Genomic DNA, 15,519 nt, shown 5'->3' on the forward strand with positions numbered 1-15,519 from the left:
ATATACGCAATTATATAAAAAACAGATGGTTGCAGTTAAAATGTTTATATAAAAAAGGCTTTAAATTTAAAATTTAAAGCCTTTTTGATGTTTGTATTATTATATATTCTATTTATAGCCTATAATACACTTTTAATGAGTTCTGCCATCTTATTGGCCCGTTGTTTAACTTCCTCCTCTGTCCATGAAAGTTTAATTAAACATGATATGTTTCTTGAAATATAATGATCAGATTTTTCGAATGTTCTTGTTTGAAGATATTCTAATCCTTCTTTTACTTCTTTAGAGATAGGAAACAACGATTTTAAATTCTTTAGATGATCCCATTTACGAATGTAATGCCAATTGTTATCAAAATAATTCCAACACGCATCTACTCCTCCATTTTTAAAGGCTTCTATTACTTTTCTAGAAGTTTCTAAATCGGGTAAAAAGAAGTTTAAAAATGCGCAACTTTCTACACCACCTTCTGGAACGGTTCTGAAAACAACTTCTGGAATGGTGGATAAAGCTTCACGTATAATATTAAAATTACGTCTTTGTATATCTAAAAATTCTGGTAAACGTTTTACTTGAGCTAAACCTACAGCAGCATGTAATTCTGAAATTCTAAAATTGTATCCTAAAAACGGGTGTGTTTCAGCACCACGATCGCTACCAACATGATCGTGACCATGATCACTATAATGATCGGCATTGGTATAATATTTCTCGTTATTGGTGATTACGGCTCCACCTTCTCCACAGGTTATGGTTTTTACAAAATCGAACGAAAAACATCCAAGATCTCCAACGCTACCTAATGGCTGTCCGTTAAAAGTTCCGCCAATCGCTTGGCAAGCATCTTCTACTAAAAGTAAGTTATGCTTTTCTGCAATTGCTTTAAGTGCATCCATATTTGCCATACTACCACACATTTGCACCACCATAATGGCTTTTGTTTTTGGTGTAATGGCTGCTTCTACAGCTTCTGGGTTTAAACCTAAAGTATCATCGATATCTGCTAAAACAGGAATAGCACCTAACATCATTATAGCTTCAAAACTAGCTACAAAGGTAAAGGTTGGCATAATAACCTCATCTCCTGCTCCAACACCTGCAGATCCTAAAGCGACAGATACAGCTGCTGTACCGCTTGATACAAGTTGTACGTGTTTAGATTGAAAGGTGTTTTGTAGTTCACTTTCTAAGGCTTTAGCTTTCCAATGTCCTTTACGCATACCATCGAAACCATAGCGCATTAAAACGCCATTGTCTAAAACATCGTTTACTTCTTGTTTTTCTAATTCTCCAAATAATTCGAATCCTGGCATATTATTATTGTTTTATCTTTTTATTCTATGTTGGACGGTTACTTCTGCGTTAGGGATTGAACGGCTTGTTTGAAATCCTTTTTGTTTTCCTTAAAAAACAAAAAGATTGAGTAGTGAAAGCCCGACCCTTGTGGTAACGCCCAAAGATATTAAATTTCTATAACGGTTTGGTTAATTGGTTTTCTAACTTTTTTTAGGGTTGAAAACATATCGTCGTCGGCGCGATATCCTACAGGTAGGATTAATACGGATTTTAATCCTTTTTCCCCGAGTTTTAATATTTGATCATATTGTTCAGGTATAAAACCTTCCATTGGGCAAGCATCTATGTTTTCGATTGCGCAAACCGTCATGAGGTTACCAAGGGCAATGTAGGCTTGGTTTTTAGACCAGCTTTGGCGTTGCTCTACGGTTTTTTTCTGCATCATAACTTGGAGTTGCTCGCGGTATGGGTTTAGGATACTCTCTGGTGTGTTACGTATGGTTTTTATGTTGTTGTAATAGTCGATAACATCGCTATCTTCTATATTTTCTTGAATGCATATTATTAGTAAATGCGATGCGTTTACCACTTGGGGTTGGTTGTAGGAATGCGGTAATAGGGTTTCGCGAAGTGTTTTGTTTTTTACAATAACTAAATTTAAGGTTTGTAAACCAAAAGAAGTTGCGGTTAAGTTAAAGGCCTCTTTTAGCGTATTTAACTTTGCTGGTGTTAGTATTTTGCTAGCGTCGAACTTTTTGGTTGCATAACGCCATTGCAACTGTTTTATAATATCCATTTAGTTTTACTTAATTGTTCTACAAAAGTAAGGTTTTATAAGTTTGTTTTTTTTGAATTACTTAGGAAATGTTAGCATTATGGGTTTTGTTGATTTTTACTCAAAATTTATTTTTATTGTTTTAGTCTAAAAATGAATAGGTTATAAAATAGTTTTAAAAATAATTGAAAAAAACTTTATTTTTATTTGAATACATCGAAAAAGGCTCTTATATTTGCACCCGCATTCAGGGAATAACCTGATGAGGCACTCAGGAGAATTGGCAGAGTGGTCGAATGCGGCAGTCTTGAAAACTGTTGAGGGTCACACCTCCGGGGGTTCGAATCCCTCATTCTCCGCAAAAAACCTCGTAAGCTATATGTTTACGAGGTTTTATTTTTTTATAATGTAATATTAGGTACTGTTAAGCTATTATTTAATACACTTCTATTTTAAAAAACAGCTATATAAAAAACCCTCTACTTTCATTACTTAGTAGAGGGTTTCTATTTTATATTATTGATTTTTAGACTTTTAAAAATTACTTTCTTCCGCCATTTTTACTACACCTACCGTTAATATTAAATTTGCGAAGCGGCGTTGTTCACCTGTTTGAATAATTAATGTGGTATTGGGATCTCTTATTTTATCATAGAAGGTCCAACGTTCCATTTCATTCCAAGTAACTTCCCCCAATAATTTTTTATAAGCATCGTGTATCTCGGCATTTGCTTCAACAGGCTTTTCCATAACTATTGCTCCTTGAACTGGGCAAACTTCTAGTATGCCTTCAAGTACTGTAATAGCATCTAACAAGCCTGGTTTAAAGTTTAAATGTACGGTGGTTGAGTTAGGCCCCGTCATGGCGCCAACGGGTAAATTACCATCTGCAATTACTACTTGTGCAAAATGGCCCGAACGTGCCAACACTTCCATAATTGTTGGGTGTATAACTGGCGTTTTTAACATCGACTATATCTTACAACGATTAGTTATTAATACTTTTGGAATTCAATTTTTTCAATTTTAAAAAGAACTACATATTGTAAACACCTCCATTAATGTCTAATGTCGCTCCTGTTATAAAACCATCGTACTCCGATGCTAAATATAAAACAGCTCTAGCTACATCGGCTGTGTTTCCAGCACGACGAATTGGAATACCTGAAATTGTTTCATCAGCCGATTCTTTCGTTGTGTGCGTATTATGAAATGATGTTCCAAGGATAAGCCCTGGAGCAACAGCATTAACTCGAATTCCTAGTGGCCCTAGTTCTGTTGATAGCGCTCGTGTGAACGTTAGTATGGCGCCTTTACTAGTCGCGTAAACTAATGAACCAGGATGACCACCTTTACGTCCCGCAAGTGATGCCAAATTAACAATACTACTATTAAGGTTTTTTGCAAGATAAGGTGCTGCAGCTCGCGTTACAAACATCATGGATGTCATGTTGATATCCATAACTTTGTGCCAAAATTCGGCCTCCATTTCATTCAGCATTTTACGTGCTACAAGTGAACCTGCGTTATTAATAAGAATGTCTATTCCGCCTAATACTTCTATTGTTTTATCAACCAGTGAATTTGCATGAAATTCTTTTGTTAAATCGCCACTGATAGCAACGGCATTTTGGCCTTTATTTTTAGCGTATTCCACTAATTCGTTTGCCGTATCTGCACTAGAAAAATAGTGAATAGCAACATGGGCTCCGTTATCAATAAAGTGCTTAGTGATAGACTCTCCAATCCCTTGAGCTCCAGCAGTTATGAGTACATTTTTCCCGCTTAATTTGTCATTTTTTATCATATTATTCTTATATTGATTGAGCTAATAATTTTAAAATTATCGCTTCATATATTTTCATTTCAATGTATTCAATACAAGTGCGGAAGTAGAAAAAATAAAGATTTAAATCACGAATATTTGTTCTTTATTTTGTTCTTACAGTGTTAACTAACGTCGCAATACTCGTATAATAATTTAAAATGCTCTTTCATTCTTTTTTCAGCTAAATCTGGATCTTGATCCTCAATAGCCTCATAAATTTCGGTATGCTCTCTTATTCTCAATTCATCTAAAGTATCATAATCTTTATGGTACTTTTTAAAATCTACAATAATCTGAGGTGTTATACCTATCATAATTTCATTCATTGTAACATTTCCGCTTGCTTTTGCAATTGCTAAATGAAACAATAAATCTTCTTGAACTGCATCTTCTTTCGCCAATAATTTGGCCTTATGGGCATTTAAGGCCTTATTAATTCTTTTTAAATCTGCATCTGTACGTCTATTTGCAGCAAGCCTAACTGTTTTTAATTCTAGTAAAATTCTAGTTTCTACTAGGGATTTAAAGTTAGGTATACCAAGACTTAGTATATCTTCTACCATACCATTCATGGCAATAGTACCAATGTTTGCTACAAATGTTCCACTTTGTGGCATTGAAATTAATATCCCGTATGATTCTAATTTAAGAATAGCAACCCTTACACTTCTGCGGCTTACACCAAATTTTTCTGCCAATACACGTTCTGCAGGTAATTTATCGCCTGGTTCTAAATGTTTACTAGTAATTAAATCGCTTATTTGAGAAATTAGTTTTTTAACAATACTAGTAATTTCTTGATTTTCATTTTTAGAAAGCACATTTATGTTCATATAAAGCAAATTAAATTGGTACACCAGATTGGTTCGCGAAATTATTAAATTTATACCATTTACAAAAACAAAACATATTATATTCTGTATTAGAAAAATAAAAGGTTACCCTTCCCCTTCCACCCTCAGGTTAGGTAACCTAATACAACTAATCCAACACTAATTTCTTTTATCTATTTAAATATAATTAATACCCTGTGTTTTGAGTAATGATGCCATTTGTGGCAGTGATTTCTGTACTTGGAATAGGAAATACATAGTAGTTACTAGAAATGGTTTGCCCCATTTCAGCATCAACAGTTCCGGTTCTAACCAAATCGAACCATCTATGTCCTTCCAAAGCTAATTCTACTCTTCTTTCTTTTTGAATGGCAGTATCCACATCAGCTTGCGTTGTTGCAGTACCTACTAAAGAGGTTAACCCTGCTCTAGTTCTAATAGCGTCTAAACCTGCTAAAATAGTTGCAGATTGTGCTCCTGTTGCATTTGTAGATTCATTTAATGCCTCTGCATACATTAGGATAACATCAGACAATCTCATTTCTATAAAGTCCTGATCGCTGTTACCTCCCGTGTACTTAACTCCTTTACCTCCTGCCGCATCAATTGTTAAAGCTTTTCTTAAATCTGTACCTCCACCAGCTGCACTACTAGCATCGAAAGCAGCTGTTAAACGCGGATCTAAAGGTGTAAGTGATTTTGTATCATTTCCTGCAAACCATCCAACAAACGTTGATGAAGACGACGTACCATCGGCATTTGGAATAGAAGATGATAATTGAGTTGCAAAAATAATTTCTGAACTTACATCCGTAACAACATTAGCAAAATTAGGTTCTAAAGTTACACCTTCAACTACGGCATCACTCAAAACCTCTGCCAGCATTGTTGCTGCATTAGCAAAATCACCTCTGTACATGTATACTTTTCCAAGAAATGCCTTTGCTGCAATTTGCGACGCTCGTCCTGTTGCTAATCCGGAATTGGTTAAGCCAGCAATAGCATCTTGTAAATCAGGAATGATAACATTATTGTAAACATCGGCAACGGGTTGTCTTGTTAAATCTACATCAGGAATCTCTGACACGGATGGCTGAGGCGTTAGGATTACAGAAACATCACCAAAAATCATGACTAACTTAAAATAAGATAATCCTCTTAAAAATTTAGCCTCATTGATTTGGGTATCGTCTAATGAATTTTCAATAACATTATTAGCACTTAAAATTGCTTTATACAAATTACTATAAACTGGACTAAAAAAAGCTCCCGCCATATCGCCTCCTCCTAGATCGGAGTCATAAGTATCTATTGAAGTATGCGGATTTTCTAACATTAACATATTGTCTGCTCTAAAATCACCCATAACCAATTGCGGCATGGCAACGCCTGTTTGATAGTAGTATGCTGCATTTAAAACCGGTTCGAACTCTACCAATTTACTTGCCTCTAAATCTAATTCAGGTGATTGTTCCAAATCATTATCACACGCTGTTAGCAACAGCATAGCTGCTAATACTGTATATATCGTTTTTATATTTTTCATTTTCTCTTAATTAAAAATTAACATTTAGACCGAAAGTAAAACTTTTGACAATTGGACTTGCCCCTTCTTGGTATCCGTAAGTCGTTGGACCTCCATAACCATCGTTTTCAATCTCTATCCCTTCAGGGTTGAATGATGTATAATCTTTACCCATTACATATAACAAATTGGTAGCGGCAAGATATACTCTTAATGAACCAATACCCATTTTACTAATAAAATCTGGATTAAGTGTATATCCTATAGTTAGGTTTCTTAAAGCAATGTATGATGCATCTTGAATCATTGAACCATGTACATCTCTAGTTTGTAAATAATGTAAACCATTATTATCTGCAATACCATCATTATCAACATCAAAACTAGGTGCTGTAGCATCACGGAAATGAGATTGCCAGTAGATAGGATCGATATTATAGACTTCTGCACCTTGAGATCCTTGAAATTGGAATGAAAAATCGAAATCTTTATAGTTCATATTACTTGATAAACCCCAATAAAAATCTGGAGTCGCAGATCCTAATTTTACATAATCATCTTCATAAGTAATTAAGCCATCTTCATTTTGATCTACTACATAATGTACACCACTGGTATATCCAATAGTTCTTGTTGGATCTTCAATATAAATAGATTCAACTAAACCTGCACTTTCATAACCCCACATTTCACCAAGTTCGCCACCAACATAGTTTCTAAACTCAGCACCTCTTCCACTTGGTCCTCCATAAATTTGACGCGGTAACTCATCGACAGAACCTAAACTTGCAATTTTAGTATCAACCGTAGATAAGTTGGCATTCATACTCCAAGTAAAACCATCGTTTTGGATGATATTTGCATTCAATTCTATCTCTACACCAGAACTCGTAATATCTCCACGGTTAAGTCTAATAGAAGGTGTACCAAGAACTTCAGAAACACTTTGATTAATTAGCATATTGTTTACATCAGAGGTGTAATAATCTACACTAACTCTAAAACGATTGTTTAAAAACCCAGTATCAATACCGTAATTCGTTTCTTTATTCGTTTGCCAAGTTAAATCTGGATTTGTAACATCTTCTGGAATTAAAAAACCTGTTCCAAAAGCGGTAGGTGTCGTTCCCAAAATACTTAATGAACTATAAGAACCTAAATCTGAAGAGGTACCTAAGGAACCTGTACTAAATCTAAGTTTTAATAAACTTACTGCTTCACTATCTTCTAAAAAAGATTCTTTATGCACATTCCAACCTAACGATAACGCCGGGAATACCGCAAATCTTTCGTTAGATCCAAAACGAGAATCACCATCTCTTCTCACAGATGCCGATAGTAAATAACGATCGTCGTAAGCATAAGCTACCCTACCGAAAACACCACGTCTTGATTGTGTTTCATCTATTCTATTCGAAATAACATCTTCCGCATTAAAATAAGAATAGTTTAAAGGATATCCTACTGGTACGTTAGTTCCATTTGATGAAAGCCCAGTGTACTTTGTATTTACAAATTCCATACCTGCTACTGCAGAAATATCATGCTTATCAGCAAATAACTTGTTATAACTTAAAGTAGTTGTACTTAATACAGTCGATTTTTTTATGTCTGACATATCTAAACTAGATGATGTAGAGCGCTGTTGACCATCTGATAATACACCATGATATTCATACTCATTAACATCACGTAAATCTGCTCCAAAAATGGTTTTCACTTTTAAGCCTTCCATAAGCTCGTATTCTAAATAAGAACTTACATTGCCATAAAGCGTTTTTTTGTATCGTTGTGAATTATCAAATTTAGAAGCAACACCAGCATCACCTGTTCCACCAATTCCATTTTGATTTCTACCATAATGCCAATCGTTTACAACATCTCCAGGTTGCAAATCGTAAATGCTATGCGCATCATAATTTTGACTTAAATCGCCTCTATAATTACTATCGAAAGACTGTCCGATGTTATTACCCGTAAATCCTGAATCGAATAGAGCTTGTCTTTTAGCATCCAATTGCTGAACAAAATCAATAGAGGCTTGTGTATGGTAAATAGGACTGATACTATAAGACCTTAAAAGATCTCTCATTTCCCAAGGTACAATATCTTGGTTACCATAAAACCCATTCATACTTAATCCCGCTTTTAACTTATCGTTTAAAGTCGCATCAATATTCATACGTCCGTTATACCTCTCATAACCTTGTTCTTTTACAATACCATCAGTGTTTAAATACCCAAGTGAAGCAAATGCTTTTATATTTTCAGAACCTCCACTTACACTAAAATCATGACTTGTTGAATTACCACTCTTAAAAAGCCAATCTTCCATACTCACAACATCTGGAGCATTTGCGTATGCATCTAATCTGTATTCCAATAATCCTGGGTCAGTTAAAGAAAGGTCGTAATCACCGGTTTGTAATTCGTTCGCCCATTCTCCTGCAGTTTTAAGCATTTCAATATCCTTTACATACTTTCTTGAAGTACTTGTATAGGCGTTGTAACTAAAATTAAGTTTTCCAGATTTCCCTTTTTTAGTAGTAATTAAAATAACACCATTTGCACCTAAAGAACCATAAATAGCAGCAGAAGCCGCATCTTTTAAGACCTCTAGACTCTCAATATCGTTAGGGTTTACGGTTGCTAAATTTCCTGAAATAGGAAACCCATCTACAACAATTAAAGGATCGGAATTACTCGAAAGTGAGGAGCCCGCTCTAATTTGAACTTTTAAATCTGAACCTGGTTCTCCACTTTGATTTTGAATATTAACACCAGGAAGCTTTCCTGCTAAAGCTTCATCTACACGAGAGGTTTGTACAGCAGCAACATCTTCTCCTCCTATTTTTGCAACAGCACCTGTAAGGTGAGATTTTTTTGTTGTACCGTAACCCACCACAACAACTTCGTCTAATTGAGCAGAATCTTCAGTTAAAACAACATTAAGCGTTTTTTGATTTGTTATTGTAATCGATTGCGAAACATAGCCTACATAGGAAAACAGAAGAACATCTCCGCTTTTAACATTAATTTTGAATCCTCCATCAAAATCTGTTGCTGTGCCTTTTGTGGTATTAGCCACAATAACATTAACACCAGAAATAGGCAAATTAGCCCCATCTGATACCGTACCAGATAATTGGTACCCGTCTTGTGCATATAATGATATATTGAATACCATTATTAACATTAAAAATAGTTTAGTTTTTAAATTCATTGGTTATTTTATTTAGTTAGTTAAATGCAACGTAAAACACATTGCTCTAGAGAAATTAATTAGATAATTTCTGGCACTTTGGCGGTCATAAATTTTTAGTTTAATTGTTATTTTTTTAAGATTAATAAAATTCAAATTATTGGTTCACCAAACTGGTACTCCAAACTGGTGTACCAAATATATATGAAAAAATTGTTACTGCAAAATATAATTTTGATATAATTATCTAAAAATCAAAGGATACTAACTATAATTTTGTGTTTACCATAAAAACTTAAGCGTACCAAGAACTACGAGTATATAGAAATACCTCGAAAATTTAAATTGTTGGAGTAGTTTTAATAGGCTAAAATACTACTCCAACATCTACTATTAACTTCAATCAGGCTATTAATTAGTCTTAATAGTTTTAACTTAAATATCAAATAGAAATATTGTAGATTTCTTAATCATTTTTAGTGAAATACTCTTCATTAGATACTGCCGCATCACTTACAGTTATACTCCCTGTTTTAAACCAAACTTCAGCATAGTTTCCATCGGCATATTGTTTTTCAATATCACCGCCATGTGTTTCTGCACCAGAACACCAGTTTTTATTTAATTCCGGAGATTTTCCATTGGTTTGATTATAGGCTCCCAGTTTGAAAAAACACCCCTCTCCTGTATATGCTGCTTCACGTTCTACTCCATTTTGACCAATAACTACAAATAGTTTTTGTGTTTGCTCAGGAATATCTGCGGCTGTTGTGTATTCCGATTCTATTAAGTTTTTTGTAAACGTTCTGGTTTCATGATCTTTACTTGTAAATTTCAAGTTCATAATACCATCTCTTACTTCAATTTCATAACTAAATTCTTCACCTAAAGCAATACCGTCTTTTGGTTCTTCAGGATATGTATTTTCTTCTAATCCAACAACCGAAAAATCGTTTCCCCAAACTGCCGTTGAATAATCCCATCTTCCTGAATTATCATCACCCGCTGTGTTTATTTCATAATGCCAAAACACAGAACCTTTTGTATGCCCTGGGAATTTTTTGTAAAAAATTTTTAGGGGTTCATTCTCATGCTTATCCGCACTATGAATTTGTCCCACAACTACAGCGTGAGAAGCTGCAACACGCGCATCACCCGTAGCAGATACATTCATTACTTTTAATGTTGCCGTCAATTTATCGTTAGCTGCTTTTGGGTACCACTTTTTTATTTGAGCTAATTCTGTTCTAGTATTATTCGAGGTTCCATGCGTATCTCCACCATTTGGTGCTTTAAAAACAATCCAATCATTTTTGCCATCATTAGCTGTGTAAAAGAAATCTTTATTTTCAAAATTATTTACTATTCCCACATTTGAACCATCTCCTAAAATTAATTTCCAATCATCAAAAAAAGGAATAACATCACTAGCGTAAACGGTTTTTGTAACTTTTTCCGTTGTAACTTCTTTAGCTTCATTTTTAGTTGCATTATTACAACTGTTAAAGATTATAAAAAAACTGAGCATGACAAGCGTAGATCCTGTAGATATGTTTTTTGTATTCATTTTGGTATGGTTTAATTTAGTTTTATTTTTTATGAGTTAAGCATTAGAAATATTCTAAAAGAGCAACTATTCCGTTGTATGAAATCACTAAAGAAAAGAACAATGCAGCATACAACCCTATATAAACACCTAAACTCGTTTTATAATCTTTCATGACTTTTTTACTGCTTAACATAAGAATAATACCAAGCACAACAATTGGTAACACAAATACATTAAATACTTGAGATAGAATTTGAATTTCAATAGGGTTTGCTCCAAATGCAGGACCAATTAAAGCCACCAGACAAGCTACAGCAGTTATTATTCTAAATTGACGCGAATTGGTATCTAATTCTCCCGATTGATAATCTGCAATTAGTAATGGAGCTATTAATAAACACGGAAAAATAGAAGATAAACCTGCGCTTAATGCACCAAAAAAGAAAATAGAAACGGCCCATTTACCAGCAACAGGTTCTAATGTATTTGCCATATCCAACACTTGTGAAACCTCTTTACCTTGATAAAATAAAGCTCCTGCGGCTACTGCCATAATAACTGCACTAATCACAAATATTAAAATGGCTGCAGTAATAGAATCTTTTTTCTGTTGATCTAAATTTTTAATAGTCCAACCTTTTCCTTTTACAAAAAGTGGTCGAGATAGAAATGTAGCCGAAGCCATGGTGGTTCCAACAAACGCAGCAACTAGCATTTTACCACCAGGAACATCTGGTATAGTAGGCAATAAGCCTTTAACTACATCTATAGAAAGTGGCTGCACAAAACATAATGAAAGTACAAATGAAAACCCCATTAAGGTTACAAAAACAACCAATATTTTCTCAAAAAATGTGTACTTACCAACGAGCATTAATAAGTAAAACGTAACAATAATTATAATGGCTGTTATTAAAACAGTTTCATACTTATAAGCGCTTAATCCTTCAAAATTAATGGCTAATATTTCGTAAATAATGTTTGATGAAATCCCTAAAATTCCCATTAATGAATTCCATTGACCAAACGTAATGCCAACAATAATTAATATGGCTAAAGTTTTTCCAAATTTTAAATGTTTTTTAAATCCGTAAAGCGCTGTTTCACTCGTAAGCAATGCGTAATTACCGTAGGCAAACATTAAAACGCCCGAAAAAATACAACTGATTAAAAGTACCCATAATAATTGCATATTAAATTTACTTCCAGCAACAATCATCGAGGTTACGCTACCAGTACCTATGGTATAACCGATAGCAAAAATACCTGGACCAAAGCCCAAAACTATGGCTACAATTTTTTGTAATAAAGATTTCTTCTCTTTTAATTCAGACATTATATTTAGTTTAGTTTGGTATATTTAGTTAAAAATGGAGTGGTTAATTCCAGTTGGTATGGTGAAACTTACCCGTATCATCATCATCGATACGTTGGTAAGTATGTGCTCCAAAATAATCCCGTTGTGCTTGAATTATATTTGCTGAAGAATTTGAGGTTGTATACGCATTTAAAAAATTAACAGACTCACTAAAACAAGATGCTGTTAACTCATTCAAAATGCATTGAGAAACTACTTTATTTATAGAAGGTTTCAGAGCTTTCAGTTTATTAATAATAGTAGCGTGTTTTAAAATATTATCATCCGTTTTTAAAATTGGAATTAATTCTACCATAAAATCAGATTTTATAATACAACCATTGGTCCAAATACGAGCGATTTCACTTAAATTCAATTCCCAATTATAAGCTCTTCCTGCTTCAGAAATCAGTTTAATACCTTGGTAATGATTAATAATTCTAGCAAACTGATAAGCGTTTAAAACATCTTGTATATCTAAATCTAATGAAGATGGGTTTATATTGAAGTTTTCACTAGCCAAAAGCCTTTCTTCTTTATAAAACGAGGTATAACGCGCAAACAATGCCGACGCGATTAAAGTACTTGGAGCACCTAATTGAGCTGTTGCAATAGTGGTCCAATTTCCTGTACCTTTATTTCCTGCCTTATCTACTATTTTATTTACCAACCAATCGTCTCCATCCTTTTTTCTTAAAATATCTATGGTAATTCCAAGTAAATAACTATCAGCTTCGGGTTTCCATGATTCTAAAATATTGGCAATTTCATCAGGATTATTTCCCATGGCTTTAAGAATAGTGTAAACTTCTGCCAACAATTGCATCTCTACATATTCAATACCATTATGGACCATTTTAACAAAATGCCCACTACCTTCTTCACCTATATATGTACAACAAGGCAGGTTATTAGCATCTTTGGCAGCGATACTTTCCAAATACGGTTTTATTAAATTATACGTTTCTTTATTTCCGCCAGGCATAATAGAAGGCCCTATTAATGCGCCTTGCTCTCCTCCAGAAACTCCAACACCAATAAAATTGATCTGTTTTGATTTTAAATAATCGTAACGATCTTTAGTTTTTAAGTAATTTGAATTTCCACCATCAATCAAAATATCACCATCTGATAAAAAGGGAATCAAATCTTCAATAACCAAATCTGTTATCTTACCAGCATTCACCATGAGCATAATTCGTCTTGGTGTTTGTAATGAATTTACAAATGCTTCGATATCAGAATAAGCTTGAGCAGTCTCAAGTTCCTTATGTGCTTTTTTGAAATTTATAGCAACATCTTCTTCCGTTCCTTTTTCCTCTCTATTAAATACCGAAATTTCAAATCCTTTTTGAGCCAGGTTTCTACTTAAACTCTTTCCCATAACGCCTAGTCCAAATAACCCGAATTCTGATTTCATCTTTATTTTATTTGTAATTTTTTCAACAATGTCTTCTGGTTTTGAACCGATATTTACAACAAAAGCATTTTCCGGTTCTTCTAAAGTATCAAACTGCGATTGCAATAAATTGGAAGACATAAAATGGTTTTCTCGTTTATTTAATCGTTCTAAAATTTGATTAAAACTTCCTGCTAAATGAATCCATTTTACTTGATTTTGAATACCTGTATTTAAAATATCTCTGTAAGATTTCTTTAAAGCTGAACAAACAATAATGCAACTATTATCTGGTAATTCACTTTTTGCCAAATCGTTAAGCGTAACTAACCAACCATGGCGATCTTCATCATTTAATGGCACACCGCTACTCATTTTATCTATATTCGATTGCGGATGAAAATCGTCCCCATCAAAAAAAGGAATTTCGAGTTCTTGAGATAATAACTCACCAATGGTACTCTTGCCACAGCCTGAAACTCCCATTATAAAGATTACATTATTCAAATTCTTAAATGTTTTAAATAAACCTTATATCGTTAAATACTATTATTCTTGATTTGGATCAGTACCCGCTCCTAAAGTTCCATTTTTAAACCAAACTTCTGCATAACATCCATTAGCGTACTGCTTTTCGATGTCTCCATTATAAGTTTCAGATCCTGTACTCCAAACGATGTTATCTTCTGGGTTCTTGCCATTAGTTTGGTTATACGCACCTTGTTTAAAATTTTGTAATTCCCCTGCATAAGCCTGTTCTCGTTCAACTCCATCACGACCAATTACTGCGTATAACGTCCATATTTGTTGAGGAATATCTTCTTTTTTCGCAAAATCAGATTTTAGCAAATTTTTAGTAAATGTTTTGGTTTCGTGACCTTCACTCTTAAAAGTGAGGTACATAATGCCTTTGTAAACATTTATTTCATAGCTGAATTCTTCACCTAAAGCAATACCATCTTTTGGTTCTTCGGGAGATGTGGTTGGGCTCGATCCAACAACAGACATATCATAACCCCAAACTGGCGTAGAATAATCCCATCTTCCAGAATTATCATCACCAGCCGTATTAATTTCATAATTCCAAAACACAGAACCTTTGGTGTGGCCAGGGAATTTTTTATAAAAAATTTTTAAAGGTTCATTTTCATGCCCTTCATTTCCATGAATTTGTCCAACTACAACTGAATATGAAGCGGCAACTCTTGCATCTCCAGAAGTTGAAACATGCATTACTTTTAACGAACCTGTTAACTTACCTCCTGTTTCGGTTGTCCAATGTTCTTTTTGTCCTAATTCTGTTCTTGTATTGCTAGAGGTTCGAGATGTAATACCAGAGTTTGGTGTTTTATAAACTACCCAATCCGTATTACCATCATTTGTAACATAAAAATAATCTCTATGCTCAATATTGGCTAGTTCTTCAAATTTTGTTCCATCGCCACAAAGAATACGCCATTGATCCATAAATGGTATCACATCACTTGGATAAACGGTAGCATTTGCATTTACATTCTCCGTTTTTTTATTGGTATCTCTGCAACTGCTAGTTAATACCACAAGGCAAAGTATGGAGAGAATTAGTAACGTTGATTTTATTAGTTGAGGTTTCATTATATGATCTTTATTCATTGCAACATTCAATATATTAGATACTAATTAGTGAAACTTCCAATTTAATAAATTCAGAAAAAGTAACTCATTCTTATTAAAAAATATTTGGTACACCAATCTGGTGTACCAAATATAGTAATA

At 33.9% G+C, this 15,519-nt stretch carries 11 protein-coding genes and 1 tRNA gene; 1 reads left to right on the plus strand and 11 read right to left on the minus strand.

Translation table 11 applies throughout. The features are described from left to right. Positions 1–119: 119 nt before the first annotated feature. Both DFQ06_RS04055 and DFQ06_RS04060 read right to left on the minus strand, forming a co-directional pair. On the minus strand, positions 120–1,313 hold the full coding sequence (locus DFQ06_RS04055; protein ID WP_042498690.1) for a DegT/DnrJ/EryC1/StrS family aminotransferase: 1,194 nt from the start codon (positions 1,311–1,313) through the stop codon (positions 120–122). Between the two features lie 149 nt (positions 1,314–1,462). Then, positions 1,463–2,092, minus strand: coding sequence for an NAD(P)H-dependent oxidoreductase (locus tag DFQ06_RS04060; RefSeq protein ID WP_074935305.1), 630 nt, complete (start codon positions 2,090–2,092; stop codon positions 1,463–1,465). A 253-nt stretch (positions 2,093–2,345) separates the two neighbouring features. Between DFQ06_RS04060 and DFQ06_RS04065 the strand changes: the two genes are divergently transcribed. Continuing rightward, positions 2,346–2,430: transfer RNA gene (locus DFQ06_RS04065), tRNA-Ser, on the plus strand. Positions 2,431–2,605: 175 nt separating this feature from the next. Here the strand turns inward: DFQ06_RS04065 and DFQ06_RS04070 are convergent. From DFQ06_RS04070 to DFQ06_RS04110, 9 genes are all read right to left on the minus strand, one after another. Further along, positions 2,606–3,040 carry an RbsD/FucU domain-containing protein gene (locus DFQ06_RS04070; protein ID WP_133966158.1) on the minus strand — a complete coding sequence of 145 codons (435 nt, stop codon included), beginning with the start codon at positions 3,038–3,040 and terminating at the stop codon, positions 2,606–2,608. A 67-nt stretch (positions 3,041–3,107) separates the two neighbouring features. After that, positions 3,108–3,878 (minus strand): SDR family NAD(P)-dependent oxidoreductase, encoded by a 771-nt coding sequence (locus DFQ06_RS04075; RefSeq protein ID WP_042498688.1) that lies wholly within the window; start codon positions 3,876–3,878, stop codon positions 3,108–3,110. Between the two features lie 143 nt (positions 3,879–4,021). After that, positions 4,022–4,732, minus strand: coding sequence for a FadR/GntR family transcriptional regulator (locus DFQ06_RS04080; RefSeq protein WP_042498685.1), 711 nt, complete (start codon positions 4,730–4,732; stop codon positions 4,022–4,024). A gap of 187 nt (positions 4,733–4,919) precedes the next feature. After that, complete coding sequence (locus DFQ06_RS04085; RefSeq protein WP_133966160.1) at positions 4,920–6,278, minus strand: RagB/SusD family nutrient uptake outer membrane protein; 1,359 nt, start codon at positions 6,276–6,278, stop codon at positions 4,920–4,922. 10 nt (positions 6,279–6,288) lie between these two features. Beyond that, entirely contained in the window at positions 6,289–9,480 is a 3,192-nt protein-coding gene (locus tag DFQ06_RS04090; protein WP_133966162.1) for a SusC/RagA family TonB-linked outer membrane protein, read from the minus strand. A 445-nt stretch (positions 9,481–9,925) separates the two neighbouring features. Continuing rightward, positions 9,926–11,026, minus strand: coding sequence for a polysaccharide lyase family 7 protein (locus DFQ06_RS04095; RefSeq protein WP_133966164.1), 1,101 nt, complete (start codon positions 11,024–11,026; stop codon positions 9,926–9,928). Positions 11,027–11,069: 43 nt separating this feature from the next. Next, entirely contained in the window at positions 11,070–12,344 is a 1,275-nt protein-coding gene (locus tag DFQ06_RS04100) for an Nramp family divalent metal transporter (RefSeq protein WP_133966166.1), read from the minus strand. 43 nt (positions 12,345–12,387) lie between these two features. After that, complete coding sequence (gndA, locus tag DFQ06_RS04105; protein WP_133966167.1) at positions 12,388–14,271, minus strand: NADP-dependent phosphogluconate dehydrogenase; 1,884 nt, start codon at positions 14,269–14,271, stop codon at positions 12,388–12,390. A gap of 42 nt (positions 14,272–14,313) precedes the next feature. Further along, positions 14,314–15,378, minus strand: a complete 1,065-nt coding sequence (locus DFQ06_RS04110; RefSeq protein ID WP_133966169.1) for a polysaccharide lyase family 7 protein — start codon at positions 15,376–15,378, stop codon at positions 14,314–14,316. Positions 15,379–15,519: the final 141 nt, after the last annotated feature.

The organism is Algibacter lectus, assembly GCF_004368925.1.
In the GTDB taxonomy this organism is placed as follows: domain Bacteria; phylum Bacteroidota; class Bacteroidia; order Flavobacteriales; family Flavobacteriaceae; genus Algibacter; species Algibacter lectus.